Raw genomic sequence first — 26,424 nt, forward strand, 5'->3', positions numbered from 1 at the left:
TCAGACCTCCAGGACGAGCTTGCCCGTGGCCTGCGCGCGGTCGAGCGTCAGCAGGGCCTCGGAGGCCTTCTCGAGGGGGAACGACTGGCCGACGACCGGCTTGAGCGCTCCCGATGCGAGGTGCTCGGCCATGGCCTCCCACTGCTGCTTGATGAGGCCGGGACGCTTCATCGCGTAGGCACCCCAGCCGACGCCGACGGCCGACAGGTTGTTCAGCAGCAGGCGGTTCGCGGCGATCTTGGGGATCTCGCCCGCGGTGAAGCCGATGATGAGGATGCGGCCGTCGTCGACGAGGCAGCGCAGCGAGTCAGTGAACCGGTCGCCGCCGGACGGGTTGCCCACCGGGTCGACGACGATGTCCACGCCGCCGGACGCCTTGACCGCGTCCTTGAAGCCGTCGGACAGCACGTACTCGTCGGCGCCCGCGGCCACGGCGATCTCGCCCTTGGCGTCGGTGGAGGTCACGGCGATCACGTGGCCGGCGCCGAACGCCTTCGCCACCTGGATCGCGGCGGTGCCGATGCCGCCCGAGGCGCCGTGCACGAGCACGCGCTCGCCCTCGGCGAGGCCGCCGCGGTTGACCAGCGCGAAGTAGACGGTGCCGTAGTTGAAGATAAACGAGGCGCCCTCGGCGAAGGAGACCGAGTCGGGCAGCGGGAAGGTCAGCAGCACGTCGGCGACGACCTGCTCGGAGAAGCCGCCCAGCATCGGCAGCGCGGCCACGCGATCGCCCGGGGCGAAGCCCGAGTCGGCCGGGGCCTCGACCACGACACCTGCGATCTCGGAGCCCGGCGTGAACGGCAGCGGCGGCTTCAGCTGGTACATGCCGCGGCTCTGGAGCAGCTCGGGGAAGGAGACGCCGGCCGCCTTGACGTCGATGAGGACCTGGTCCTCGCCGCGCTTCGGGGCGTCGACCTCGAGGAGTTCGACGGCCTCGGGACCGTCGAGGGACGTGATCTGGATCGCTCGCATGGAGCGAGCGTAGCGGATATCTAAGCGCTTGCTTAGCCCCTCGTCCACAATCTGAGGATATCCTCACGTTATGGCCACCGGAGTCCGCTTCCCCACCGACAGTTCCACCGCAACCGCCCGACACGTCGTCGCCGACGCGCTCCGGAAGGTCGACCCGGTCGGCGCCCGCGCCGCCGAGCACGAGACGAACTGGCGACGCGGCTACCTCACCCACTTCTCGCGTCTCGTCGAGGCGGGACTGGCCGATCCGGCCGACGCCGTGACGATCGCGACCGAGGGTCTGCGCAGCATCTCGGAGCAGATGCGCTGCGGCGACGTCAGCCTGGCCGACGCGCTGGCGGCGCCGGCCGAGGGCGAGCCGTGGACGACCGTCGAGATCGCCGGGGAGGCCGAGCCCGAGACCGAGCTCAGCGTCCCGTACCACGGGCACCGGCTCACCGGGGCCGAGCTGGACGCGCAGCTGGACGACTGGGTCGCGCGTGGCGTCGTCGAGCCCACGTTCTCCGACGCGATCCGCGAGGTCGCCGCACACCCGGAGTGGCTGCGGCTCGAGGGCGACACCGTCGTCGTGCTGGGCGCCGGCGCCGAGATGGGTCCCTACCGCTCGCTGCTGCGCTGGGGCGCCGACGTCGTCGCGGTCGACCTGCCGCGCGCCGACATCCAGAAGCGGATCCGCGACCACGCACGCGAGGGCGCGGGGCGCGTGCGGGTGCCGGTGGGCGGCAAGGAGACCGGTGCCGACCTCCTGCACACGCTGCCCGAGCTGGGCCGCTGGATCGAGGGCCTCGACGGTCGCCTCGTCCTCGGCACGTACTGCTACGCCGACGGCGCCACGCACGTGCGGGTGTCGATGGCCGCGGACGCGCTGGCGGCGCGCCTGCTGTCCCTACGACCCGACACCGCGCTGGCCTACCTGGCCACGCCGACCGACGTGTTCGCCGTGCCGGCGGGTGCCGTGACGACCTCGAACGAGAACTACGCCAGCGGCCGGAGCCTCGTCCGCGCGCCCTTCCGGATGCTCAGCGGCGGACGGCTGCTCCAGCGGAACTACCCGCCGGACGTGGAGATCGGCGTGTGCGACTCGCTCGTGCCGCAGCAGGGACCGAACTACGCGCTGGCGAAGCGCGTGCAGCGGTGGCGCGCCGCGGCCGCCCGCCACGACGGCGCCACGGTCTCCCTCAACGTCGCCCCGGCGACCCGGACGGCCTCGGTCGTGAAGAACCGCGCGCTCGCCGCCGCCTACGCCGGCGCGCACCGGTTCGGGGTCGAGGTCTTCGAGCCGGCCACCAGCAACGTGCTGATGGCGGCGCTGCTCGTGCACGACCTGCGCAGCGGTCACTCGCCCTCGGACGAGCCGTGGCGCGAGGAGGCCTACGCCGCCGCCCACGGCGGACTGTGGACCGCGGCCTACCACCCGCGCTCGGCCCTCGGCCTCGCCGCGGTCCTGGGCTTCGCCGGCTCCCGCGCCTGACCTCCGCCCGCCTCTCCGCGAGTGGCGCAAAGTCGCCCGCCACTCGGCGAGTGGCGGGCACTTTCGCGCCACTCGGAGACCCGGTTTGCGCCAGTCGCGGGATGGCGAGGACCCGGAGGAGCAGCGCGGGAGGCCGCGCAGCCGGTAGAACGGTGGGCATGAGTCGACTCGCGGTCCTGCCCGTCGTCCATCTCGCCGCCGGCACGTGGCTGCTGGTCGACCTGTGGCGGGCGTGGACCCCGACCCTCATCACGATCTTCGGCCAAGCCGCCTCGACCCCGCCCGAGCTGATCGGCGCGTTCGCGCTCGGCTGCCTGCTGGTGCCGGTGGTCGTCGTCGCGATCGCGTCCCCCACCCGGCACGCGCTCGTCGTGGCGACGGCGGCGCTCGTGATCGCGCTCGTCTGCCGGGTCGCGCTCCAGCTCACCGACGGCGGTCGGCCGCACCTCACCGTCGCGTCGATCGGCACGGTGGCGGCGATGACGTGGCTCGCGCTCGCCCTCCCGCGCCTGCGCGAGGCCGCCGTCACCGGTGTCGTCACCGGACTCGCTCTCTCGGTCACCACGCACGCCACCCTGGGCACGTGGGGCGCGGTGTGGCGCGACGACGCGTGGGCGTGGGGGCTCGTGGTCCTCCAGCTCGCGGCCTGCCTGGCCACCGTGCGCGTCGAGGGCGACGGCACGCGGATCGGCCGCCGGCTCGCATGGCTCCTCCTGCCCGGCCTGTTCCTCGCCGGTGTGATCGTGGCCAACGCCGGCCGCGCGTCGGCCACCCTCGGCGAGGCCGGACTCGCCGCCGTGGCGTTCGGGGCCACGGCCGCGATCGCCGCGACGCTCGTCCCGTTGACCCGGTGGTCGTCGATCCTCGCCGCGGTCGCGCTCGTCGCCGCGGTCGGCTCATCCGCCGTGGTCACGGACGCCGACGGGCTGCTCCCCGGCTGGACGGTCGTCGCGTTCGTGGTCGGCATGCCCGCCCTCGCCCACCTCTGGCGCGCCGCCGACCACGGCGACCGGGGCACGTCGGTCGTCGTCGCGCTCGGGGGCGTCCTGTGGGGCGCGCTGCTCTTCGCCTACTACGCCGGCTACGACCTGGGCTACCGCGCGGACTGGCTGCCGGTCGGCCTCGCCGTGGTGATCTGCGTCGTGGCCGCCTCCGCCCCGGCCCGGGACGAGGCGCCGGCGAGCCCGAGGGCCCTCGGCGGGATCGGCGCCGTCGCCGTCGCCGCAGCCCTCCTCGCGGCCTTCGCGCCCGCCCTGACGATCCGGACCTTCCACACCGACGGCCCGCGCGACGGCGAGCTCCGGGTGGCCGCGTACAACCTGCGCATGGGCTACGGCATGGACGGCGACTTCCGGCCCGAGGCAGTGGCCGCGATCCTCGCGTCCGCCGACGTGGGCCTGATCAGCGAGATCGACCGGGGGTGGCTGCTCAACGGCGGCCAGGACCAGCTCGCGATCCTCGAGCGACTCACCGGACGGACGGCGTGGTTCGGCGCCGCCGCCGACCCGGTCTGGGGCGACGCGGTCCTCCTCGACGGCGACGCGGCCGACGTCGAGCGCATCGCACTGCCGTCGCACGGCGCCGTGACCGGGGCGCAGGCGATCGCGGTGCGCCCGAAGGCGCCGTGGGACGCGCGCTGGTTCGTCTCCACCCACCTGCAGCCCGTGGGCGACGACGAGGGCGTGACCGCGCAGTCGGCCGACCTCGCCGTCTGGCTGCGCGGGCTCGGCGGCCCGATGGTGGTGGGCGGCGACTTCAACATGCAGGAGGGCAGCGAGGCCCACTCGCACCTCACGGGCATCGGCCTCGTCGACGCCGCGCCCGGTGGCGCGAGCACGAGCGAGGCCGACGACCCCGTGAAGCGGATCGACTACGTGTTCTCGACGCCCGACCTGGTGGCCGTCGACGTCGACGTGCCCGGCCTACAGGCGTCGGACCACCTGCCGGTGGTGGCGACGCTCAGGACCCGGTGAACTTCGCCTGACGCTTCTCGCTGAACGCGGCGACGCCCTCGGCGAAGTCCCGCGAGGCGCCCAGGACGCCCTGCTCCACCGTCTCGGTGGCGAGCGTCTCGTCCAGGTGCAGCAGGGCCGCGGCGTTGATCGTGGACTTGATCCGCGCGTACGCCATCGTGGGGCCCGAGGCCAGCTTCTCGACGAGGCCGTCGACCGTGGCCTGCCACTCGCCCGCGGGCACGCAGTGCGTGATCAGGCCGGCGGCGTACGCCTCGGGGTTCGGCAGGCGCTCGCCGAGCATCAGCATGCGGGTCGCGCGGGCGCGGCCGATCGAGGCCGCGATCAGCTCGTGCGCGGCGCCGTCGCCCATGAGGCCCACGTTGACGAACGCCTGGAGGAAGTAGTCCTCCTCCTTCGCCACCTGGAAGTCCGAGGCCAGCGCGAGCGACGAGCCGATGCCCGCCGCGAGGCCGTTGAGCGCCGCGACCACGGGGAACGGCGCGCCGGTGAGCGCGTGGATGAGGCGGTCGGCGGCCTCGAGGATGCCGGTGTTCGTCGCGCCGGGCGCCATGACGGCACCCGAGCAGAACGCGCGGCCCTCGCCGGTGAGGACGGCGACGCGGACACCCTCGGCGTCCTCGAGCGCGTCGCTCATCTGCTCGAACATCTCGGTCGTGACCGAGTTGAGACGCTCCGGGGCGTTCAGGGTCAGCGTCAGCACGCCGTCCGTGCGGTCGACCAGTAGATCGGTCATCGTCTCCTCCATTGTCCGAGCAGGGTCTGCAGCACCGCGATGAGCGCGGTGGGCTGGTCCAGCATGATGTGGTGTCCCGAGTCGGGGATCACGGTGACGGGCACGTTGCCGCCGAGCCGCGAGCGGATCTCCTCGGTGATGTCGGTGGTGGCCATGCCGCGCTCGCCGCGCAGCAGCGCGACCTCGCACGCGCTGCGGGCCACGTCGGCGGGCTCCATCCGCGAGCGCAGGAACACGCGCGGGTCGAACTTCCAGGTCCAGCCCGAGCCGTCCTCGCGGACGACGTGCTGGATCGAGCCGCGCGCGATGTGGTCGCGGATGTACGGCAGCGACGAGGCGTCCTCGGGCAGCGTGCGAAAGCGCGCCACCATCGTGCGGGCGTCGGGGTACAGCGGCATCGCGAGGTCGGCGCGGTCGTTGCGCCACGAGCGGGCCTCGGCCGAGACCTCCTTGACCGGCGAGTCGATCGCGGCGGCGCCCAGCATGTCGGCGCCGTGCTCGCGGGCGGCGGTGAGGGCGACGAAGCCGCCCATGCTGTGGCCGAAGACCACGGGCTTGGCGCTGGACTCGGAGGTGGCCACGGCCATGACCTCGCGGGCCCAGGCCTCGAGCGTGTAGGCGTCGCGGCGGCCGCTGTCGCCGTGGCCGCTCAGGTCGAGCGCGAGGACGCGGTGGTCGACCGCGAGGTGCGGGCCGACGTGGTCCCACCATCCGGAGTGCGCGGCGCCACCGTGCACGAGCATCGCCACCGGCGCGCCGGGCTCGCCCCACGCGCGGTAGGCGATCGGGACGTCGTCGACCTCGGTCTCGAGGTGCTGGGGCTTCTGGGCGAGCGCCCACGTGAACCAGTCGGGAACGGTCACCGATGGAACCTCGTCACTTCGTGGAGGGGGGCCCGGCCGGCCCGGAACGAGTTGGCCGGGTGGTCGGGATCGGCGTGGCCGAAGGAGATGCCGCAGACGATCAGGCGGTCCTCGGGCAGGCCGAGCCACTCGCGCAGGAACTGCGACTTCTGCGCCAGCGCGGCCTGGGCGACGGTGGCGACGCCGCGGGCCTGCGCGGCCAGCAGGAACGACTGCACGAACAGGCCGCAGTCGATCGCCGCGTAGACGCCGAGCGGGGCCGGGGCGGAGATGACGGCGACGTGGGGCGCGCCGAAGAACTCGAAGTTCCGCAGCATCTCGCGGGCCGAGCCCTCGCGGTCGCCCTTCGCGACGCCGACGGCCTGGTAGAGCTGCCAGCCGACCTCGCGGCGGCGCTCGGCGTGGACGCCCTCGTAGCCGGGCGGGAACGGGTAGTCCGAGCCGAGCGAGGCGTCGGCCATGAGGTCGTGGCGGAGCCGGACGAGCGCCTCGCCGGACACGATGTCGACGTGCCACGGCTGGACGTTGCACCACGACGGCGTGCGCGACGCGGAGGCCACGATCGCCTCGATCTCGGACTCGGCGACGGGCTCGTCGGTGAAGCCGCGGCAGCTGAAGCGGGAGGCCAGCAGCCGCTCCAGGACCTCGGCGTCCGACTCGTCGACCATGGGGACACCGTACCCGTCGCGAACTTCCCGTCAACCGTGACGGTTTGTCTGCGGGTGTGGCTGGTGGGGCGGTGAGTCCTCAACCCCTCCCGCTGGGGAGCGGTGAGTGATCAACCGATCCGAGGGGTCATGGGGTTGAGAGCTCACCGCTCCACCCGGGGAAGGGTTGATGGCTCACCGCTCTCCGCGGGGTCAGGCCTCGGGGGTGCGGACCTGGACGACGCGGATGGGGGTCGGGGCCTCGACCGTGCGGCTCACGGTGCACAGCTGGTGGTGCGTCCGCTCGAGGGCGTCGGGCACGCGGTCGGCCATCTTCTGGCCCATCTCGTCGTGGTCGAACGAGATGTCCACCGTGACGACGAGGTCCTCCATGATGTTGCCGCCCGAGGCGTCCTTGACCTTGTGACCCTCCACCGAGATGTCGAAGCGCTTCGGCTCGGCGCGCTTGGTCAGCGCCTCGACCGTGACGCCGGTGCAGCCGCCGAGGGCGACCAGCAGCAGCTCGACGGGGGTGAAGTCGGTGTTCTGGCCCTCGCCGAGGGAGATGACGCCGCCGCGGCCGTTCTCGGCCCGGTACTCCATCGGTCCGGTGCGGACCAGGTGGACGCTGCGCAGGGTGGTGGACTCATCGCTCATGTCACGACCCTAGGCCGCCTCGGGACGACCCGCCGGACGGCACGACCGGCCGCCGGGGACGTGGATCCCGGCGACCGGTCATGCGACCCGGCGGGTCAGGCGTCGAGGTCGGCCTCGACGAGCGCGGAGATCTTCTCCAGGACGGCGGCGTCGTCGCTCTCGACGGTCACCTCGGCCCCCTGGCCGGCGCCCAGGGTCATGATCATCAGGGCGGATCCGGCGTCGACGGGCTCGCCGCCGGCGACGGCGAGGGTGACGGGCACGCCGGCCTCGGTGACGGCCGCGGCGATGGTGGCGGCGGGGCGAGCGTGGAGGCCGACGGCCGATCCGACGGTGACGGTCTTGCTGGGCATCTGCTGTCCTCTCAGACGGTGACGGGGGCGTCGGCGGCGGTCGCCGCCTGCTTCTTGTCGTGGCCGACCTGCTTGAGGACGGTCACCAGGAATCCTGCCACCAGTGTCCCGACGATCAGGGACACGAAGAACCACAGGACGTTGTCGACGGCGAAAAACACGAAGATGCCGCCGTGCGGGGCCACGCACGTGACCCCCATGGCCATCGAGAGCGCACCGGTGACGACGCCGCCGGCCATCATCGCGGGCAGCACCCGGAACGGGTCGGCCGCGGCGAACGGGATCGCGCCCTCGGAGATGAACGAGGCGCCGAGCAGCCAGGCCGCCTTGCCGTTCTCGCGCTCGGCCGGCGCGTAGAGCTTCGGCCGCAGCAGCGTGGACAGCGCCATCGCGAGCGGTGGCACCATGCCGGCGAGCATGACCGCGGCCATGATCTTGGACTGCGACGAGCCGGCGTCGAGTGCGCCCGCGGTGGACAGGCCGGTGACCGCGAACACGTAGGCCGCCTTGTTGACCGGACCTCCGAGGTCGAAGCACATCATCAGTCCGAGCACCGCGCCCAGCACGATCGCCGAGCTGCCGGTCATGCTGTTCAGGCCGTCGACGAGGGCCTCGTTGAGCCACGCGAGCGGCTTGGCCAGCACGAGGATCATCGCCATGCCCACCACGAGCGTGGAGACCAGCGGGATCACCACGACCGGCATCAGGCCGGCCAGCCAGCGCGGGACGCCGCGGTGCGCGAACCACGCGGCGACGAGGCCCGCGAGCAGGCCGCCCACGATGCCGCCGATGAAGCCGGCGCCGTTCGGGTTGGTCTCGGTGACGCCGATCTGACCGGCGGCGTAGCCCATCACGAACCCGGGGGCGATGCCCGGGCGGTCGGCGATCGCGTAGGCGATGTAGCCCGCGAGTGCCGGGACGAGGAAGCTGAACGCCCACGAGCCGAGCAGGAACACCAGCGCACCGACGTAGTACAGGAAGGCGCTGCCGAACAGGGCGTGGTCGCCGGCCTCGGGCAGGTTGGTCAGCGAGTTGTTCGCCAGGATGTCGCCGGCCGTGTCGGTGACGTCGTAGCCCGCGAGCAGGAAGCCCAGGGCGATCATCAGGCCGCCGGCCGCGACGAACGGGATCATGTAGCTGACGCCCGTGAGCAGCCAGCGCTGCAGCTTCTTGCCCAGGTGCTCGTCGCCGCCGCCCGCGTCGGCCGCGGGGGCGTCGGCATCGCCCTCGACGCGCTGCGCCGACGGGTCGGTCGCCGCGGCGAGGGCGGCGTCGATCATCGCGCGCGGCTCGTTGATGGCGCGCTTGACGCCGCTGCGCACGACCGGCTTGCCGGCGAAGCGGGCCTGGTCCTTGACGCCCACGTCGGTCGCGAAGATCACCGCGTCGGCGCTCGCGATCTGCTCGGAGGTCAGCGGCGTGCTGCCCGAGGAGCCCTGCGGCTCGACGGCGAAGTCGACGCCCGCGTCGGTCGCGGCCTGCGCGAGCGCGTCGGCCGCCATGTAGGTGTGCGCGATGCCGGTGGTGCAGGCGGTGACCGCCACGACGCGCTGACGCGGGGCGGCCTCGGCCGTGGTCTCGGCGGGAGTCTCGGCGGGGGCGGCGGCGGGCTGCTTCACGTCGACGCCGGAGGTGGCCTCCTCGACGAGCGCGATGACGTCGTCGGCCGACTGCGCGTCGCGCAGGGCCTGCGTGAAGTCCGGCCGCACGAGCGCCCGCGCCAGCGACGAGAGCAGCTTGAGGTGCGCGTTCCCGGCACCCTCGGGCGCCGCGATCATGAAGACGATGTCGGCCGGGCCGTCGGGCGCACCGAAGTCGGCGCGGTTCGACAGGCGCGCGAACGCCAGCGTCGGGGCCGTGACCGTGGCGGTCCGGCAGTGCGGGATCGCGATGCCGCCGGGCACGCCCGTGCCCGCGAGCTCCTCGCGGGCCTTGGCGGCGGCCGCGAGGTCCTCGGCCGAGCCGGCCCGTCCGGCGGCCACCACCTGGGCCGCGAGGGCCTCGATGACGTCGCCGGCCTCGGTGCCGAGATCGACGTCCAGCGACACCAGCTCGGGAGTGATGAGCTGTTCCATGTTGTCCTCCATCAGGCGGGATCCACGGCTTCGACGTGGGGTGCTGCGGGTAGGTCGGTGGGGGTCGGCAGCGCCGACCCGGGCAGGGCCGCGGCTGCGGCCCCGTGGACGGCGGCGCTGGCCAGGCACTCGGCGGGCGAGGCGCCCGCGGCGTGCGCGACGAGGTAGCCGGCGAGCGAGGAGTCGCCCGCGCCCACGGTGCTGCGCACCGAGATCGGGGCGGGCGGGCAGAACCACGAGCCCTCGTCGGTCGCGAGCACGGCACCCGCTCCGCCGAGGGTCAGCAGGACGGCGCCGACGCCGTGCTTGTCGCGCAGCTCGTGGGCGCGGGCGGCGGCGTGCCGCGGGTCGCGCTCGATCTCGTCGGGATCGCACCCGAGCAGCTCGGCGAGCTCGTCGGAGTTCGGCTTCATGAGGTCGGGCGAGGCCTGCTCGACGGTGAGGCCCAGCGCGGCGCCGGACGTGTCGACGGCGACGCGGGCGCCTGCCTCCTGGAGCCGGCGCGTGGTGGTGGCGTACCAGTCGAAGGGCACGCCGGGCGGCAGCGAGCCGCTCAGCACGGCCCAGTCGCCGGCCGAGACCGCACCGGCGAGCGCGTCGGTCAGGGCCGCCAGCTCGGCCTCGTCGAGGCGCGGACCGGGCGAGTTGACCTTGGTCGTGGTGCCCTCGGGCTCGGCGAGGGTGAGGTTCACGCGGAGGCGGCCGCGGACGGGGACGGCGCGGTAGTCCAGGCCGAGGGAGTCGAGGGCGCCGAGCAGCGGCTCGTCGGCCGCGGCCGGAAGCACGGCGGTGACGGGCACGCCCGCGGAGTGCAGCACGCGGGCGACGTTGATGCCCTTGCCGCCGGGATCGTCGTGGGCCGCCTCGCTGCGCACGACGCCGCCGCGCTCGAGCGGCTCGAGCAGACCGACGAGGCGGTCGATCGCCGGATTCGCGGTGACGGTGACGATCACGGACGGCTCCTTCCGGTGCTGGTAACCAGCGTCACACGTCAGGGGTTCGCATGCGCTGTGGGTTCATGTGGCTTTCAATGTTGCCTTGTATTGATTTATGTCACATCGTGGGACCTTGTCAAGGCCGCGGTGTTTCCTGGATCACGCGGGCGTTACCGTCGAGAGGTGAGCACCGTGTACTCCGGAACCGCTGTCGTCCCAGGAATCGGCGTCGGCCCGGTCGTCCGACCGGCCCCCCGTCCCACCGCTCCGGAGCACGAGGACTCCGCCGACGCGTCGGTCACGACCGTCGCCTTCGGAGCCGCTGCCGCGGAGGTCGCGCGGCGCCTGCGGGCACGCTCGCAGTCGGCCAGCGGCGCCGCCTCCGAGGTGCTCGCCGCCACCGCCGGGCTCGCCGAGGACCGAGGACTGGCCACGTTCGTCGCGAAGCACGCGGCGCAGGGCGCGGGTCCCGCCACCGCCACGACGGCCGCGATCGAGGAGCTCGCCGCGATGTTCACCGCGGCCGGGGGCCTCATGGCCGAGCGGGTGACCGACCTCTACGACGTCCGCGACCGCATCGTCGCCGAGCTGCTCGAGCTGCCCGAGCCCGGCATCCCCGTGCCCGACGAGCCCTCGGTGCTGCTGGCCGACGACCTCGCCCCCGCCGACACCGCGGGCCTCGACCCGTCGCGGATCGTCGCGATCGGCACCGAGCTCGGCGGCTCCACCAGCCACACCGCGATCATCGCGCGCCAGCTGGGGATCCCCTGCGTCGTCGCCGTCACCGACCTGGCGGCCGTCGAGGCCGGCGCCCGCGTGGCCGTCGACGGGACCACCGGCACCGTCACCGTCGACCCCGACGAGGCGCAGGTCGCCGAGCTGATCGAGGCCGACCGCCGCACGCGCGAGGCCGCCGCCGGATGGACCGGGCCCGGCCGCACCTCCGACGGCCACGCCGTGCAGATCCTCGCGAACGTGCAGGACGGCGCGGGCGCGCGCGTCGCCGCCGAGCAGCCGATCGAGGGCGTGGGCCTGTTCCGCACCGAGCTGTCGTTCCTCGACCGCGCCACCGAGCCGAGCGTCGACGAGCAGGCCGCGATCTACGCCGAGGTCTTCGAGGCGATGGGCGACAAGAAGGTCATCGTGCGCACGCTCGACGCCGGCTCGGACAAGCCGCTCGCGTTCGCGAACCAGCCCGACGAGCCGAACCCCGCGCTCGGCGTGCGCGGCCTGCGCATCGGCCTGGCGACGCCCGCGATGCTCGACCGCCAGCTCGACGGCATCGCCGCGGCCGCCGAGCGCACCGGCGCCGACGTGCGAGTGATGGCGCCGATGGTCACCACCGAGTCGGAGGCCCAGTGGTTCGCCGAGCGCGTCCGCGCTCGCGGGCTGCAGGCCGGCATCATGATCGAGACGCCGTCCACGGTGCTGCTGGCCGACCGCCTGTTCCGCCACCTCGACTTCGTCTCGATCGGCACGAACGACCTGTCGCAGTACACGTTCGCCGCCGACCGGATGGCGCCCACGCTGAGCGACCTCACCGACCCGTGGCAGCCCGCCCTCCTGGCCTCGATCAAGCTGGTCGCCGACGCCGGCCGCCGCGCGGGCAAGCCCGTGGGCGTGTGCGGCGAGGCCGCGGCCCATCCGCTGCTGGCGTGCGTGCTGACCGGCCTCGGCGTCACCTCGCTGTCGTGCGCGGCCACCGCCGTGCGCCCCGTCGGCGCGAAGCTCGCGCAGGTCACGCTGGCGCAGTGCGAGGAGGCCGCCGAGGCCGCCCTCGCCGCCTTCGACCCCAGCCGCGCCGCCCAGGCCGCCGCCGAGATCCTCGCCTGAACCGGTCCGCAGCACCCCGCTCCGACTTTTGTGACGGCTCTCGCAACTTCTGTGACGCACTTCGCCGCGAACGACCGGATCTGACCGAATCCCGTCACAAAAGTTGGGTGAGCGGCGGGGAGCGGGCTCGATGGCTGCGCCGCCGTCCCCAAGCGGAGTTCGGCCCGCGCGGCCGTCCACAGCCTCCGGCTCCGGGGTTTCGCCCGCTCAGGTGTGACGCGCACGGTTCGGAGGTGCGTCCGACTCCTCGACAGCTGCGCGGCCGTCCGTTCACCACGGCGGAGGCGACCGCGGCAGGCATCTCGCACCACCGACTCCGCGGTCCCGCCTTCTCCCTCCTGCACCGCGGCCGCGGCGTGTGGTGCTTCGCCGACGAGCCCCGCACCCTGACCCTGCTCCTCGCGGCGGACCGCCTCGTGCTGCCACCCGATGCCGCGATCAGCCATCTCACCGGACTTCACCTCCACCTGCCTGACCACTTCCCCGAGTCGCCCGACCTCCACACTCCGCGCCATTGGTCGACGAACACCACGGCACAGACCCGCAGCCCAGACGTGATCCTGCACCGACGGCTCGCTCGCCTCCGGGCGGGAATGCTGGGACCATTGCCGGTGCTGAGCCCGGAACGCTGCCTCGTGGACTCCGCGATCTCGCTCAGCCAGGCAGAGATCGTGAGGTTCGGCGACGCACTCGTGCGATCCGGGCGGATGACCCCCGAGGCGTTCAGCGAGTTCGCGTGGACTCGCCATCTGCACGGCGTGCAGCGCTCGCGAATGACTGCGTGGCGCATGCGCGAGAGGGTCGGGTCCTTCACCGAGACCGACGCCCGACTCGTGCTGAGCGTGTGCGGGATGCCCGAGCCGGAGACGAACGGCGCGATCACCGTCGACGGTCGGACGCTGCACGGCGATCTCGTGCTCCGAAGGTGGAAGGTCGTCGTGGAGTACGACGGTTGGTACCACGAGCGATCGGCCGGGCAGCGACGGATCGACATCATGCGCCGGGAGGCTCTCGAGGCCGAGGGGTGGCTCGTCATCGTCCTGACCGCGGACGATCTCCGCGCACCGGCGACACTCGTAGGACGGGTGTGGCGTGCGCTCACGTCGCGGGGGTATGCCAGGCCGGCTCCGAGGTACGCGAGGGTCGAGCTCGAAGAGCTGTGGCGCCCTCCGAAGCCTCGCTGAGCCCCGCGCTCCCGCCGCGGCCACCGCGACTTTTGTGACGCGGTTCGCCCTCAAACACCGGTGGCGGCGGAATCCCGTCACAAAAGTCGGCGAGGCTGTCACAAAAGTCGGAGCGGGCGGCGCCCCGAGCCGCCAAAAGTCGCGAGGGGCCGCGGCGGGCCGTTGACTGGTGGGCATGCGCTGTCTGGTCACCGGGTCCACCGGCTACGTCGGGGGACGGCTCGTCCCGCAGCTGCTCGAGGCGGGCCACGAGGTGCGCGTGCTGGTGCGCGACGAGCGCAAGGCACGGGCGCACCCGTGGGCCGACCGGGTCGAGATCGTCGTCGGCGACGCGACCAGCCGTGACGACGTCCGCCGCGCGTGCGAGGGCGTCGACGTCTTCTACTACCTGCTGCACTCGATCGGCTCGTCCGGCGACCTCGTGCGCACCGAGCACGAGATGGCGTCGACGATCGCCGAGGCCGCGCAGGAGGCCGGGGTCGGCCGCTTCGTCTACCTGTCGGGCATGGTGCCGCAGGGCGAGGAGCTGTCCGAGCACCTGCGGTCGCGCGACGAGGTGGCCCGCGTGCTGCTCGACTCGGGCGTTCCCACCGCCGTGCTCCAGGCGGGCATCATCATCGGCTCGGGCTCCGCGTCGTTCGAGATGCTGCGCTACCTGACCGAGCGCCTGCCCGCGATGGTCACGCCGCGCTGGGTCGACTCGCGCACGCAGCCGATCGCGATCCGCGACGTGCTCCGCCTGCTCGTCGGCTGCGCCGAGCTGCCGCCCGACGTGAACCGCCGCTTCGACATCGGCGGCCCCGACGTCCTGACGTACCTCGAGATGATGCAGGGCTACGCGAAGGTCGCGGAGCTGCCGAGGCGTCGGATCCTGCGCGTCCCGGTCCTGTCGCCGAGCCTCTCGAGCCACTGGGTCGGCCTCATCACCCCCGTGCCGGCGGGCCTGGCGCGCCCGCTCGTCGAGAGCCTGCGCAACACCGTGGTGGCCCAGGAGGACGACATCTGGCGGTACGTCGAGCGGCCCCCGGGCGGCCTCACCGGCTTCGAGCGCGCGGTCGAGCTGGCGCTCACCAAGATCCGCGACCTCGACGTGCCCACGCGCTGGACGTCGGCCGCCACGCGCGGCGCCCCCTCGGAGCCGCTGCCCGAGGACCCCGACTGGGCGGGCGGCTCGCTCTACACCGACGAGCGCACCCGCGAGGTCGAGGCGACGCCCGAGGACCTCTGGGCCGTGATCGAGGGCATCGGCGGCGACCACGGCTGGTACTCGTGGCCGCTCGCGTGGGAGGTACGCGGGCTGATCGACCGCGCGTTCGGCGGTCCCGGCCTGCGTCGCGGACGCCGCGACCACAGCAAGCTCGTCGTCGGCGACGCCGTGGACTTCTGGCGCGTCGAGGAGGAGGACGAGGGCTCGTTCCTGCGGCTGCGCGCCGAGATGAAGGTGCCCGGCCTGGCGTGGCTCGAGCTGCGCGTCGGCTCGGACGACTCGGGGACGACCTCGTTCCACCAGCGTGCGCTGTTCCACCCGCGGGGGCTGCTGGGACACCTCTACTGGTGGGCCGTGTGGCCGTTCCACGGCATCATCTTCGGCGGCATGCAGCGCAACGTGGCGAAGGCGGCCGAGGCGCGCGCCTGAGCGGAGCCGGAGGAGGGCCCCGCGCCCGCGGTGTATCAGGGCCGCGGCGCCGGGGTCATGGGATGGCGTGCCCGACAGGGCTCCAAGTCACCCCCAAGTCGGGCGCAAGGTCTCGGACCGACAGTCGGTGGCACGGAACGTCCCCTCCCACCGAAGGAACCGAGACACATGTCCACCCTCTTGTACCGCTTCGGCCGCACCACGGCCCTGCACCCCTGGCGCACGCTCGTCGGCTGGCTGATCGTCGCCGCCTGCGTGTTCGCCGCCAGCTCCGCGTTCGGGGGCACCACCCAGGACGACTGGAACGTGCCCGGCGCGGAGTCCCAGCGCGGCATCGACCTGCTGCGCGACCACCTCCCCGACGCCGGCAACGCCTCGGCGAACATCGTCGTCCACGACGACACCGCGATCCCCGCGACCGTGCTGACCTCGCTCGGCGAGCGCCTGCAGGACGTCGCGCACGCCTCCAGCGTGAGCCCGCCCCGCCTCAGCGAGGACGGCCGCACCGCGGTGCTGCACCTCGCCTACGACACCGAGGTCACCCACCCCGACCTCATGGGCGACATCGACCCGCTCGACGAGGCCGTCGAGGCGACGCGCGACGCGGGCTACCAGGTCGAGCTCGGCGGCGACCAGCCCTCGACCGCCTCCGCCCCGATCGAGGGCTACGGCGAGCTCATCGGCGTCGGCGCGGCGCTGCTGATCCTGCTGATCGCGTTCGGCTCGGCCGTCGTCGCGGGCCTGCCCGTGCTGGTGGCGGTGTCCGGCCTCGCGGTCGGCTCGGCGGGCGTCACGCTGCTGGCGGCCACGATGGACGTCTCCACGTCGGCACCCATGGTGGCCACGATGGTCGGCCTGGGCGTCGGCATCGACTACGCCCTGCTGCTGGTGAGCCGGCACGCCGAGTTCCTCGCGCAGGGGCATCCCGTCGAGGAGGCCGCCGGGCGCAGCCTCGCGACCGCCGGCAAGTCGGTCGTGTTCGCCTCGCTGACCGTGCTGATCTCGCTGCTGGGCCTGGGCCTGGCGGGGCTGCCGACGTTCTCGACGTTCGGCTGGGCGACCGCGATCTCCGTCGTGGCCGTCATGCTCACGGCGATGACGCTGGTGCCCGTGCTGTGCCGGTTCGCCGGCCGCAAGGTGCTGGCGCGCGGCCTGCGCCGCGGCGCGGTGCGCACCGAGCGTCCCCTGACGGCTCGCTGGGCCGAGCGCGTCACGCGGCGTCCGCTGCTGTGGGCGCTCGCCGGGACGACGATCATGATCGCCCTCGCGGCTCCCGTGCTCGACATGCGCACGTGGCCGCAGGACGACGGCAACCAGACGACCGAGGCCACCACCCGGCGCGCGTACGACCTCACGGCCGACGCGTTCGGACCCGGTGCCACCGGCCCGATCACGGTGGTCGTCGACCACGCGAAGGTGCCGGCCTCCGAGGTGGCCGACGTCCGTGCCGCCCTGGCGTCCAACGAGGACCTGGTCGCCGTCTCCCCCGCGACGACCTCGCCCGACGGCGCGGTCAGCGTGCTGACGGCCGAGCCGGCGTTCGGGCCCGCCGACGAGCGCACCTCCGGCCTCGTCGAGGACCTGCGCGCCGACCTCCCGGCGGGCGTAGAGGTCACCGGCCAGACGCCGCTGTTCGCCGACATCGCCGAGATGCTGTCGCACCGGCTGTGGGTCGTCATCGCGTTCGTCGTGGCGGTCTCGGTGCTGCTGCTGATGCTCGTGTTCCGCTCGGTCGTCATCCCGCTGAAGGCGGCCGTCATGAACCTGCTGTCGATCGGCGCCGCCTACGGCGTCATGACCGCGGTGTTCCAGTGGGGCTGGGGCGCGGGCCTGCTCGGCATCGACCACGCCGCGCCCGTGTCCAGCTGGGTGCCGATCCTGATCTTCGCGATCCTGTTCGGCCTCTCGATGGACTACGAGGTGTTCCTGCTGAGCCGCATCCGCGAGAAGTGGCTCGACACCGGCGACGCCACCGACAGCGTGGTGCACGGCCTGTCCGCCTCGGGCAAGGTCATCACCGCCGCCGCCGCGATCATGGTGGTCGTGTTCCTCGGCTTCGCGACCGAGGGCGACCTCGTGGTCAAGATGCTGGGCCTGGGCATGGCGACCGCCGTGTTCCTCGACGCGACGATCGTGCGGATGATCCTGGTCCCCGCCACGATGACGCTGCTCGGGAAGTGGAACTGGTGGCTGCCGGGCTGGCTCGACCGGGCCCTGCCCCAGGTCGACGTCGAGGGCGACGAGCGCGCGCTCGAGCCCACCCGCTGAACGGCTAGAAGCCGAACCGGTCCCGCTGGTCGCGCAGTCGCTGCGCGGCCAGCGGGATCTCCCACTGCTCGCACAGCTCCTCGGCGCGGTCGGCGTGGGCGCGCGCCGCCTCGAGGTCGCCGAGGGCCGCGTGGGCGCACGCGATGTAGTGGTCCACCGGGCCCGAGGCGTTGCCCGACCCGGCCGAGCAGCTCGAGCCGGGGAACGGCGCGATCCGCTCCAGCGCCGCGGCCGCCAGCCCGCGGTCGCCGACGTACAGTGCCGCCTCGGCCGCGTTGCACCAGGCCAGCATCGAGAACCAGTCGTCGTGGTCGAGGTCCACGGCGTACCGCCGCAGGTGCTCGCGCGCGTCGTCGACCCGGCCGGCGCGGCACAGCAGCGCGGCCGTGACCGACGTCAGCGGCAGCGGGTCGGTCTCCTCCATCGCGACGAGCACGTCGACGACCTCGCCGGCGTGACCGCTCCACACGGTGAGCACGAGCTCGGCGCCGAGGATCGCGACGTCGGACTGCGGCAGCGTCACGGTCCGCTCGACGCGGCGCATCCGGTCGAGCATCGCCGCGCTCTCCTCGAAGCGGCCGGCCATGGCGAGCCACGGGATCTCGAGGCCGTCGAGGACGAGCTGCGCGTACGCGAGCCGCAGGCGGTCGGCCTCGGCGCGGGCCTGCGCGATGACCGCGCGCATCTCCAGCGGACGTCCGGCCTCGCCGAGCGCGACGGCCTGCAGCGTCGCCGAGATCACCACGTCGCGGTCGCGGCCGAGCTCGCGGGCCAGGCGCACGGACTCCTGCGCCCACTCGGCCCGCTCGGCGGCCGTGTCGGCCTTCCACAGCGCGGCCACGCCGACCTGCGCGACGTCGACCATCAGGCCCGGGTCGCCGAGCTCCTCGGCCATCGCGCGCGCCTTCGCCACGAGCTCGGCGCGCTCGACGAAGGGCGAGGTGTAGTACTGCTCGCTGGCCAGCGCGACCAGGGCGCGACACCGCAGCGACGACGACTCGGGCGGGGGGTCGTCGAGGGCGTCCCGCAGCGCGGTGACCACGACGTCGTTGACCTCGCCGTGGTTGGTGGCCTGCCACAGCGCGCCCTGCGTGGTGGCGAGGGCGGCCGCGGCGAGCAGCTCGGGGTCGCCGATCGCCCGGGCCTCGTCGATGGCGGCCGCGACGCCGGCGGCCAGCTCAGTCCAGCGCGCCGACCAGCGGTGCGCGTCGGCCAGCTCCATCCGGGCGTCGAAGCGGTCGCGGGCGGTGGCGGCGGGGTCGTCGGCCATCGCGGCGAGGGCCGCGGTCAGCAGCTCGGCCCGGTCCTCGTGCGCATGCAGCGCGCGGGCGTCCTCGGCGGCACGCTCCGCCGCGCGCCACGCCGTGGCCGCATGGGCCGGGCCCGCGGCCAGCCAGTGCCGCGCCTCCTCCGACACGCGGTCCGTGCCCGCGAGCGCGGCCGCCACGGCGGCGTGCCGGCGGGCCCGCCGCGAGGCGGAGAGTCCCGCGTAGAGGCTGTCGCGCACGAGCGCGTGGGCGAACGCGTACCGGTCGATGCCCTCCTCCACGACGAGGCCCGCCTCGACCGCCGGCTCCAGCAGGTCGAGCGCCCCGTCCTCGTCCGTGCCGAGGACGGCCGCCAGGGTCGGACCGTCGAACTGACGACCCACCACGGCCGCCGTCGCCAGCGCGGCGCGCGTGTCCTCGGGCAGCCGGGCGAGGCGACGGGTGAGCACGTCGTGCACGGCGCGGGGCGTGTCGTCCTCGGCCAGCAGGGTGGCGAGGTCACCGCGCTCGCCGGCCAGCCGGGCGTACTCGACGAGGAAGAACGGATTGCCGTCGGTGCGCTCGTGCAGGGCGGCCGCCTCGGCGGGCGAGGGCTCCGCGTCGGTGACGCCGCCGACGACCTCGGCGACCTCCTCCGGGCCGAGCCCCGTCAGGTGCAGGCGGAGGGCGTGCCGCCGGGCCAGCGCCTCGGCGGTGTCCGCCAGCAGTCCCGTGGGCTCCGGGTGGTCGCGCCACGTCACCACGACCAGCAGGCGGGCGTCGGTGACCGTCTCGGCCAGCAGCATGAGGCCGCGCAGGCTCGCCGGGTCGGCCCAGTGCAGGTCCTCGAGGACCACGACGACGGGCTCGTCGCCGGCTCTCGCGCGCAGCGCGGCGAGGATCGCCTCGCGCACCCGGAAGCCGTCGGCGGCGTCGGACACGTCGGGGAAGTCGAGGCCGAGCGCCTCCAGGACGGAGCGCCACGGCCACAGCGGGGGCGCTCCCTCGTCGCTGGAGCAGCGGCCCACGGCGACCCGCGCGCCCGCGGCGACCGCCCGGCGGCCCAGCTCGGCCGCGAGCCGGCTCTTGCCGATGCCCGGCTCGCCCGTCACGGCGGCGAACGAGGTCGTCCCGGCGAGGGCGGCGTCGAGGCCGCGCGCGAGGGCGGCGAGCTGCTGGTCGCGGCCCACCATCGGCCACGGAGCCGCGGCCCCCGTCCCGGCCTCGGCCGGGTCCTCCGGGGGCGGGGTCCAGTCCAGGGCGGCGTCCTGGCGCAGCAGCGCCGTCTGGAGGCGTCGCAGCTCGGGGCCGGGCTCGATCCCGAGCTCGTCGTCGAGCACCTCGCGGACCCGCCGGATCACCTCCAGCGACTCCGCCTGGCGACCGGACCGCGCGAGGGCGAGGGCGCGCAACCCCCAGAGCCGCTCACGCAGCGGGTGGGCCGCCGTCAGCGCCTCCAGCTCGGCCGCGGCCGTCGCGTGACGACCGAGGGCGAGCGCCGCGACGGCGCGGCCCTCGAGCGCGACGAGCCGCAGCTCCTCCAGCCGCGCCCGCTCGGCGACCGCAGCGGGGGCGTCGCCGAGCTCGGCGTAGGGCGTGCCGCGCCAGCGCGCGAGGCCGGTGTCGAGCAGCGCGTCGACCGACTCGAGCTCGGCCCGGGTCGGGCGGGGTGACTCCAGCCGGCGGTGCGCGTCGGCAATCGCCTGCTCGAAGGCGTGGGCGTCGACGTCCTCGGGCGGCACGCGCAGGGCGTAGCCGGCCCCGACCGTCACGAGCACCTCCGCGGGCGCCCGGCGGGCACGACCCGGCTCGAGCACCTTGCGCAGCCCCGAGACGTAGGCCTGCAGCGTCGTCGCGACGCCGGGTGGCGGCGTGTCTCCCCAGAGCAGGTCCACGATCGTGTCGACGCCGACCGGCCGCCCGCCGGACAGCGCGAGGGCGGCGACGAGGGTGCGCTGCTTGGGCGTGCCGAGATCGAGCTCGGCACCGTCAGCCGAGACCGCCACGGGCCCCAGCACCCTCAGCTCCACAGTCGCAGCATAGGGACGCGCCGGGGCCCGGCACAGGGGTTCGGCGCGACTCGCGGCGAGCGACTCCAAGTCAGGTCCCAGTCGGTATCAAGCGGTCCGGCCGATGCTCTCGGGGACCGGAAACACCGACAGAACCAAGGAGCACCACCGTGTCCATCCACGAGACCCTCGACCAGCTCGAGCGCCCGGCCGACCGCCTGCGCGGGCTGATCAACGGAGCCGTCCACCTGCCCGGCGACCCCGGGTACGACGCGGCACGATCCGCCTGGAACCTCGCCGTCGACCAGCGTCCCGCCGCCGTCGCCCTCCCTCGCGACGCCGACGAGGTCGCCCGGATCGTCCGCGCCGCCCACGCAGCCGGCCTGCGGGTCGCACCGCAGAGCACCGGCCACAACGCCGGACCGCTCGTCGCCGGCGGCCTGGACGACGTCGTCATCGTCCGCACGAGCGAGCTGGACGACGTGAGCGTCGACCCCGAGCGCCGCATCGTCCGCGTCGGCGGCGGCACCGTCTGGCTGCCCGCGGTGAAGGCGGCGGCCGAGCACGGCCTCACCGTCCTGCACGGCTCGTCCGTCGACGTCGGCATCGCCGGCTACAGCCTCGGCGGCGGCATGGGCTGGTACGCCCGCCGGCTGGGCCTGGCGACGAACAGCCTCACGGCCGTCGAGATCGTGCTGGCGAACGGCGACCTCGTGCGTGCCGACGAGCAGACGAACACCGAGCTGTTCTGGGCCGTCCGCGGCGGTGGCGGCAACTTCGGCATCGTCACGGCGCTGGAGTTCCGCGCGTACGACTTCAGCACCGCGTACGCCGGGATGATGATGTGGGACGTCGAGATGGCGCCCCGCGTCCTGGACATGTGGCGCGCCTGGGCCCCCGTGGCCCCCGACGAGGTCACGACGTCGTTCCGCATCATGAGGATCCCCCCGATCCCCGAGATGCCCGACTTCGTCCGCGGTCGCACGATCGTCGTGATCGACGGCGCCGTGATGGCCGACGACGAGCGCGCCGCCGACGTCCTGGCGCCGCTGCGGGCGCTCGAGCCCGAGCTCGACACGTTCGGCCGCGTGCCCACCGAGACCCTCGTGCACCTGCACATGGATCCGGAGGAGCCCGCGCCGGGCGTCATGCGCTCGACGATGCTGCGCGAGCTCGACGACGCGGGCGCCGACGCGTTCCTGTCCCTCTTCGGCCCCGGCGTCGAGACGCCGCTCATGGTGGCCGAGCTGCGCCAGCTCGGCGGCGCCGTGGGACGCCCGCACGAGGGCGGCGGCGTGCTGACGCACCTCGAGGGCGAGTTCGCCTTCATCTGCGGCGGCATGGCTCCCACACCCGAGCTGGCCGCGATGGTGGCCGCGCTCGGCGAGCAGGCGGTCGCGGCGCTCGGGCCGTGGGCGAACGGGCGGTCGTACCTCAACTTCGCCGAGGAGCCGACCGACGCCCGCACGGGCTACGCCGACGACGCCTGGCTGAGGCTGGCCGCGATCCGCTCGGCCGTCGACCCCGAGGGCGTGTTCGTCGCGAACCACGCGATCCCGCGCCTCTACGAGGACGGCGTGCCGACCCGCTGAGCCGTCCCCCCGAGCCGAGCCCGCCGAGACCCCCGCCGGTCTCGGCGGGCTCGTTCGTCGTGGACCCCACTTGCAGGGCGACGCGCGCGGGTCCAGAGTCGGGGCCATGAGCCTGTTCCGGACGAAGAGCATCGAGCAGTCGATCGCCGAGACCGACGAGCCGGAGCACCAGCTCCGCCGCGACCTCAGCGCCAAGGACCTCATGGTCTTCGGCGTCGGCGTCATCATCGGCACCGGCATCTTCGTGCTGACGGGCCAGGAGGCGCACAACCACGCCGGGCCCGCCATCGTCATCAGCTTCCTCATCGCCGGAGCGGTGTGCGCCCTCGCCGCGCTCTGCTACGCCGAGTTCGCCGCGACCGTCCCCGTCGCCGGCAGCGCGTACACGTTCAGCTACGCCACCCTGGGCGAGTTCATCGCGTGGATCATCGGCTGGGACCTGCTGCTCGAGCTGGCCCTCGGCGCCGCGGTGGTGGCGCGCGGCTGGTCGGGCTACCTGCAGGAGCTGCTGGAGCTGCCCACGCAGATCGCCGGCGACGAGGCCGTGGTCGACGTCGCCGCCATCGGCATCGTCGTGCTGCTGTCGTTCCTCGTGATCGCGGGCACGAAGCTCTCGAGCTCGGTCACGAGCGTCTTCGTCCTCATCAAGGTCTCGGTGGTGCTGTTCGTCGTCGTCGCGGGCCTGTTCTTCATCAAGGCCGCGAACTACACGCCCTTCATCCCCGACGCCCAGAAGCAGGAGCTGGAGAAGGGCGCCGACCAGCCGCTCATCCAGGCGGTCTTCGGCATGGCGCCCACCGCCTTCGGCGTCATGGGCATCATCGCCGCCGCCTCGGTGGTGTTCTTCAGCTACATCGGCTTCGACGTGGTGGCCACGACGGCCGAGGAGACCAAGAACCCGCAGCGGGACGTGCCACGCGGCATCCTCGGCTCGCTGCTGATCTGCACCGTCCTCTACATGGCCGTCTCGTTCGTGATCACGGGGATGCTGCCCTACACCGACGACCGCATGAACACCGGCGCCCCGCTGGCCGAGGCGTTCTCGGCCAACGACATCGACTGGGCCGCCAACCTCATCTCGCTGGGTGCCGTCGCCGGCATGACCACGACGATCCTCGTGCTGCTGCTGGGCCAGTCGCGCATCCTGTTCGCGATGTGCCGCGACGGGCTGCTGCCGCGCGGGCTGGCGAAGGTGCACCCCACCTTCGGGACGCCCTACCGGATCACGATCATCACCACGGCGTTCGTGGCGATCCTCGCGGGCTTCGTGCCGCTGGCCGAGCTGAGCCACCTGGTCAGCATCGGCACGCTGTTCGCGTTCGCCCTGGTCTCGGCGGGCGTGCTGATCCTGCGTCGCACGCGCCCCGACCTGGAGCGCGCGTTCAAGGTGCCGTTCGCGCCGCTCGTCGCCGGCGCGTCGATCCTCACGTGCATCTGGCTGATGCTGAACCTGTCGCTGCTGACGTGGGAGCGCTTCCTCATCTGGATGGCGCTCGGCGTGGTCATCTACTTCGCGTACGGCCGCCGCCACGCGCGGCTCGGGCAGACCGCCAAGGACGACGCGCGCTGAGGGTCAGAGCAGCTCGATCGCGTAGGAGAGCTCCTCGCGGCCTCCGGGTGCCACGACGGCGACGCCCGGCTTGCCGGCGAGCTCGCCCACGTAGTCGGCCGGCGCGGGGCGACCGCGCCAGGGCTCGATGCAGACGAAGCGCGCGCCGGGCACCGACCACAGCGTGATGCCGGTGAAGCCCTCCCACGTCAGGCGGACCTGGCGGCCGGCGCCCGAGGAGTAGACGAGGCCGCGACTGGTGACCTCGGGCAGGATCACGGCGCCCTCGGTGAACCACGAGTCGTTGAGCGTGACGACACGGTCCCACGCGGGGTTGTCGAAGCGCTCGTCGGTCAGGAGGTTGTCCACGACCCGGCGCGCGGGCGCGGTCTCGGGCTCGTCGAACCGCACCTGGTGCATCGACCGCGGCTGGTCGTCCTCGAGCGGCCACACGAAGGCGGGGTGCGAGCCGAGGTCGAACGGCATCGGCACGTCGCCGCGGTTCTCGACCGTGTACTGCACCGAGAGGCTGCGGCCCTCGACCACGTAGGTCACGGCGAGGGCGAAGTCGTAGGGGTAGTGCTCGCGCGTCTCGTCGTCGGCGACGAGCACGAGCGAGGCGCGGTCGTGGCCGCTGTCGACGACCGACCACTCGCGGTCGCGGGCGAAGCCGTGCTGCGGCATCGGGTAGGTCCGGTCGCCCACGCGGACGCGGTCGTCGGGCACGCGGCAGATCACGGGGAACAGCACGGGGGCGTGGCGCCGCCACGGATCCTCGCCCGACCACAGGTACTCGTGGTCGGCCTCGTCGCGGATCGAGACGGGCTCCGCCCCGTGGAGCGCGACGGCGACGCTGATCTCGCGATCGCGCAGGACGAGGGAGGTCATGTCACCGACGGTAGACACCCGACCCCCGCTCGCGCATGCCGAATGCACGCGACATCGCCAACGTCACATCCTCAGTCCGCGCTGGAACCGCGGTCACCCGGCAGCGACCGCCGGCGCGCGCGGCGCGCCGTCTCGGGCTCGTAGCCGTACCCGTAGCCATAGCCATAGCCGTACCCGTAGCCGGAGCCCCGGCGGCGCTTGCGCGGCTTCGGCGACATCGTCACCACCGCGCCGCAGAGCCGGGCGTCCACACTGGCGAGGCGGTCCAGCGCCGAGGCGTACTGGTCGGTCGTGGTCGAGCCGTGCCTGATCACCATGATCGCGCCGTCGGTGGCGGCGGCCAGCGGGGCCGCGTCGGTCACGGGCAGCAGCGGCGGCGCGTCGACGAGGACCACGTCGTAGTCCAGCCGCAGCCGGTCGAGCAGCTTCGTCATCGCGGCCGAGCCGAGCAGCTCGGCGGGGTTCGGCGGGATCCGTCCCGAGGGCAGCAGGTCGAGCGTGCCGCTCACCTTCTGGATCGCGTCCTCGGGCTCGACGCGGCCGAGCAGGATCGTGGTGACGCCGACGCTGCCCTCGAGCGTGAGGTACTCGGCGAGCTTCGGGCGGCGCAGGTCGGCCTCGACGAGCAGCACCCGCTGGCCGCTGTCGGCGATGACCTGGGCGAGGTTGGCCGCCGTCGTCGTCTTGCCCTCCGCCGGCACGGCGCTGGTGACGACGTAGCACCGGTGGCCGGCACCGGCGTCGATGAACTGCAGGTTCGTCCGCAGCACCCGGAAGGCCTCGACCCGCGGGTCGTGCCCCGACCTTCCGCGCACGAGCGGCTGCCTCACGGCTTCGCGGTCGAAGTGGATGTCGCCGAGCACCGGCACCTCGCGGCCCGACACCGCGGTGATGTCCTCCTGCGACGTGATGCGGTTGTCCATCAGCTCGCGCAGGACGGCCAGCCCGTACCCGAGCAGCAGGCCGAGCAGCAGCGCGATGCCGAGGTTGCGCGCCGGCTGGGGCGACACGGGCGAGCCCGACACCGTGGCCCGGTCGACGATCGAGGCCTTGACCGGCGCCTCCTGCTGGCCGTCGGGCGTCTCCAGCTCGCGGACGTAGCCGGCGAAGGCCTCCGCGACCGTCTGGGTGAGCTCCTGGGCGCGCTCGGGCGACGGATCGGTGACCGAGACCGACAGCACCACGGTGTCCAGCTCGATGCTCGTGTCGATCCGCTCCATGAGGTCCTGCGGCGTCTCGTCCAGACCGAGCTTCTCCACGACGCGGCTCGCGACCTCCTCGCCCTTGATGAGGGTCGCGTACGACTTCACGCGCTGCTGGCTGAACTGGCCGCCCTGCTGCAGCTCGCCACCGTCGGCGCTCTGCGGCGTCTTGACGAACAGGCGCGCCGTCGACTGGTACTGCGGCGTCACCGAGACCGTGTAGAAGCCCGCCGCCGCGACCGTCAGGACGGTCACGACGGTGATCAGCAGCCACCGCTCCCGCGCGATGCGCAGGTAGTCCTTCAACTCCATGTGGGCCTCCAGGTGGGAAGAC

General features: G+C 73.5%; 19 protein-coding genes. 8 read left to right on the forward strand and 11 right to left on the reverse strand.

The window, feature by feature from the left end; translation table 11 throughout:
- Positions 1-972: an NADPH:quinone oxidoreductase family protein gene (locus ACK99Q_RS03545; protein ID WP_410184862.1), complete on the reverse strand. Its 972-nt coding sequence runs from the start codon at positions 970-972 to the stop codon at positions 1-3.
- A gap of 70 nt (positions 973-1,042) precedes the next feature.
- Between ACK99Q_RS03545 and ACK99Q_RS03550 the strand changes: the two genes are divergently transcribed.
- Together ACK99Q_RS03550 and ACK99Q_RS03555 are read left to right on the forward strand one after the other, a co-directional pair.
- Positions 1,043-2,443, forward strand: coding sequence for a hypothetical protein (locus tag ACK99Q_RS03550; protein ID WP_410184863.1), 1,401 nt, complete (start codon positions 1,043-1,045; stop codon positions 2,441-2,443).
- Positions 2,444-2,601: 158 nt separating this feature from the next.
- Entirely contained in the window at positions 2,602-4,416 is a 1,815-nt protein-coding gene (locus ACK99Q_RS03555) for an endonuclease/exonuclease/phosphatase family protein (protein WP_410184864.1), read from the forward strand.
- Here ACK99Q_RS03555 and ACK99Q_RS03560 read toward each other — a convergent pair.
- The 7 genes from ACK99Q_RS03560 to ACK99Q_RS03590 form a co-directional block, all read right to left on the reverse strand.
- Entirely contained in the window at positions 4,403-5,152 is a 750-nt protein-coding gene (locus ACK99Q_RS03560) for an enoyl-CoA hydratase-related protein (protein WP_410184865.1), read from the reverse strand. The two genes, ACK99Q_RS03555 and ACK99Q_RS03560, sit on opposite strands and share 14 nt — an antisense overlap.
- On the reverse strand, positions 5,149-6,015 hold the full coding sequence (locus tag ACK99Q_RS03565; protein ID WP_410184866.1) for an alpha/beta fold hydrolase: 867 nt from the start codon (positions 6,013-6,015) through the stop codon (positions 5,149-5,151). The genes ACK99Q_RS03560 and ACK99Q_RS03565 overlap by 4 nt, the downstream gene beginning before the upstream one ends.
- Positions 6,012-6,683, reverse strand: coding sequence for a nitroreductase (locus ACK99Q_RS03570; protein ID WP_410184867.1), 672 nt, complete (start codon positions 6,681-6,683; stop codon positions 6,012-6,014). The genes ACK99Q_RS03565 and ACK99Q_RS03570 overlap by 4 nt, the downstream gene beginning before the upstream one ends.
- 192 nt (positions 6,684-6,875) lie before the next feature.
- On the reverse strand, positions 6,876-7,319 hold the full coding sequence (locus tag ACK99Q_RS03575) for an OsmC family protein (RefSeq protein ID WP_410184868.1): 444 nt from the start codon (positions 7,317-7,319) through the stop codon (positions 6,876-6,878).
- A gap of 95 nt (positions 7,320-7,414) precedes the next feature.
- Positions 7,415-7,672 carry an HPr family phosphocarrier protein gene (locus ACK99Q_RS03580; protein WP_179427112.1) on the reverse strand — a complete coding sequence of 86 codons (258 nt, stop codon included), beginning with the start codon at positions 7,670-7,672 and terminating at the stop codon, positions 7,415-7,417.
- 11 nt (positions 7,673-7,683) lie between these two features.
- Positions 7,684-9,747, reverse strand: coding sequence for a fructose-specific PTS transporter subunit EIIC (locus tag ACK99Q_RS03585; RefSeq protein WP_410184869.1), 2,064 nt, complete (start codon positions 9,745-9,747; stop codon positions 7,684-7,686).
- A gap of 11 nt (positions 9,748-9,758) precedes the next feature.
- The gene (locus ACK99Q_RS03590; protein ID WP_410184870.1) at positions 9,759-10,700 is read right to left on the reverse strand and encodes a 1-phosphofructokinase family hexose kinase; all 942 of its coding nucleotides are present in this window, start codon (positions 10,698-10,700) and stop codon (positions 9,759-9,761) included.
- Between the two features lie 165 nt (positions 10,701-10,865).
- Here ACK99Q_RS03590 and ACK99Q_RS03595 point away from each other — a divergent pair, with 165 nt between their 5' ends.
- The 4 genes from ACK99Q_RS03595 to ACK99Q_RS03610 all read left to right on the forward strand — a co-directional run bounded on the left by ACK99Q_RS03595 (position 10,866) and on the right by ACK99Q_RS03610 (position 17,603).
- The gene (locus ACK99Q_RS03595; RefSeq protein WP_410184871.1) at positions 10,866-12,515 is read left to right on the forward strand and encodes a phosphoenolpyruvate--protein phosphotransferase; all 1,650 of its coding nucleotides are present in this window, start codon (positions 10,866-10,868) and stop codon (positions 12,513-12,515) included.
- 233 nt (positions 12,516-12,748) lie between these two features.
- Complete coding sequence (locus ACK99Q_RS03600) at positions 12,749-13,699, forward strand: DUF559 domain-containing protein (protein WP_410184872.1); 951 nt, start codon at positions 12,749-12,751, stop codon at positions 13,697-13,699.
- A gap of 175 nt (positions 13,700-13,874) precedes the next feature.
- Positions 13,875-15,335 (forward strand): SDR family oxidoreductase, encoded by a 1,461-nt coding sequence (locus ACK99Q_RS03605; RefSeq protein WP_410184873.1) that lies wholly within the window; start codon positions 13,875-13,877, stop codon positions 15,333-15,335.
- 168 nt (positions 15,336-15,503) lie between these two features.
- Complete coding sequence (locus ACK99Q_RS03610) at positions 15,504-17,603, forward strand: MMPL family transporter (protein ID WP_410184874.1); 2,100 nt, start codon at positions 15,504-15,506, stop codon at positions 17,601-17,603.
- A 4-nt stretch (positions 17,604-17,607) separates the two neighbouring features.
- On the opposite strand, the gene ACK99Q_RS03615 is transcribed toward ACK99Q_RS03610, so the two are convergent.
- The gene (locus ACK99Q_RS03615; protein WP_410184875.1) at positions 17,608-20,880 is read right to left on the reverse strand and encodes a BTAD domain-containing putative transcriptional regulator; all 3,273 of its coding nucleotides are present in this window, start codon (positions 20,878-20,880) and stop codon (positions 17,608-17,610) included.
- Positions 20,881-21,029: 149 nt separating this feature from the next.
- On the opposite strand from ACK99Q_RS03615, the gene ACK99Q_RS03620 reads away from it, so the two are divergent.
- Entirely contained in the window at positions 21,030-22,451 is a 1,422-nt protein-coding gene (locus tag ACK99Q_RS03620; protein ID WP_410184876.1) for an FAD-binding oxidoreductase, read from the forward strand.
- Positions 22,452-22,557: 106 nt separating this feature from the next.
- On the forward strand, positions 22,558-24,021 hold the full coding sequence (locus tag ACK99Q_RS03625) for an amino acid permease (RefSeq protein WP_410184877.1): 1,464 nt from the start codon (positions 22,558-22,560) through the stop codon (positions 24,019-24,021).
- Positions 24,022-24,024: 3 nt separating this feature from the next.
- Here ACK99Q_RS03625 and ACK99Q_RS03630 read toward each other — a convergent pair whose 3' ends face one another.
- Together ACK99Q_RS03630 and ACK99Q_RS03635 are read right to left on the reverse strand one after the other, a co-directional pair.
- Positions 24,025-24,888, reverse strand: coding sequence for an aldose 1-epimerase family protein (locus ACK99Q_RS03630; RefSeq protein WP_410184878.1), 864 nt, complete (start codon positions 24,886-24,888; stop codon positions 24,025-24,027).
- 71 nt (positions 24,889-24,959) lie between these two features.
- On the reverse strand, positions 24,960-26,402 hold the full coding sequence (locus tag ACK99Q_RS03635; protein WP_410184879.1) for a polysaccharide biosynthesis tyrosine autokinase: 1,443 nt from the start codon (positions 26,400-26,402) through the stop codon (positions 24,960-24,962).
- Positions 26,403-26,424 lie beyond the last annotated feature (22 nt).

It is taken from the genome of Aeromicrobium sp. MLTX1 (assembly GCF_046452335.1).
Taxonomy (GTDB): Bacteria; Actinomycetota; Actinomycetes; order Propionibacteriales; family Nocardioidaceae; genus Aeromicrobium.

Bases quoted from the DNA above. Each gene is read 5' to 3' on its own strand.
- ACK99Q_RS03545 (WP_410184862.1), bottom strand. From the start codon at position 972: ATGCGAGCGATCCAGATCACGTCCCTCGACGGTCCCGAGGCCGTCGAA.
- ACK99Q_RS03550 (WP_410184863.1), top strand. From the start codon at position 1,043: ATGGCCACCGGAGTCCGCTTCCCCACCGACAGTTCCACCGCAACCGCC.
- ACK99Q_RS03555 (WP_410184864.1), top strand. From the start codon at position 2,602: ATGAGTCGACTCGCGGTCCTGCCCGTCGTCCATCTCGCCGCCGGCACG.
- ACK99Q_RS03560 (WP_410184865.1), bottom strand. From the start codon at position 5,152: ATGACCGATCTACTGGTCGACCGCACGGACGGCGTGCTGACGCTGACC.
- ACK99Q_RS03570 (WP_410184867.1), bottom strand. From the start codon at position 6,683: ATGGTCGACGAGTCGGACGCCGAGGTCCTGGAGCGGCTGCTGGCCTCC.
- ACK99Q_RS03575 (WP_410184868.1), bottom strand. From the start codon at position 7,319: ATGAGCGATGAGTCCACCACCCTGCGCAGCGTCCACCTGGTCCGCACC.
- ACK99Q_RS03580 (WP_179427112.1), bottom strand. From the start codon at position 7,672: ATGCCCAGCAAGACCGTCACCGTCGGATCGGCCGTCGGCCTCCACGCT.
- ACK99Q_RS03585 (WP_410184869.1), bottom strand. From the start codon at position 9,747: ATGGAACAGCTCATCACTCCCGAGCTGGTGTCGCTGGACGTCGATCTC.
- ACK99Q_RS03605 (WP_410184873.1), top strand. From the start codon at position 13,875: ATGCGCTGTCTGGTCACCGGGTCCACCGGCTACGTCGGGGGACGGCTC.
- ACK99Q_RS03610 (WP_410184874.1), top strand. From the start codon at position 15,504: ATGTCCACCCTCTTGTACCGCTTCGGCCGCACCACGGCCCTGCACCCC.
- ACK99Q_RS03625 (WP_410184877.1), top strand. From the start codon at position 22,558: ATGAGCCTGTTCCGGACGAAGAGCATCGAGCAGTCGATCGCCGAGACC.
- ACK99Q_RS03630 (WP_410184878.1), bottom strand. From the start codon at position 24,888: ATGACCTCCCTCGTCCTGCGCGATCGCGAGATCAGCGTCGCCGTCGCG.
- ACK99Q_RS03635 (WP_410184879.1), bottom strand. From the start codon at position 26,402: ATGGAGTTGAAGGACTACCTGCGCATCGCGCGGGAGCGGTGGCTGCTG.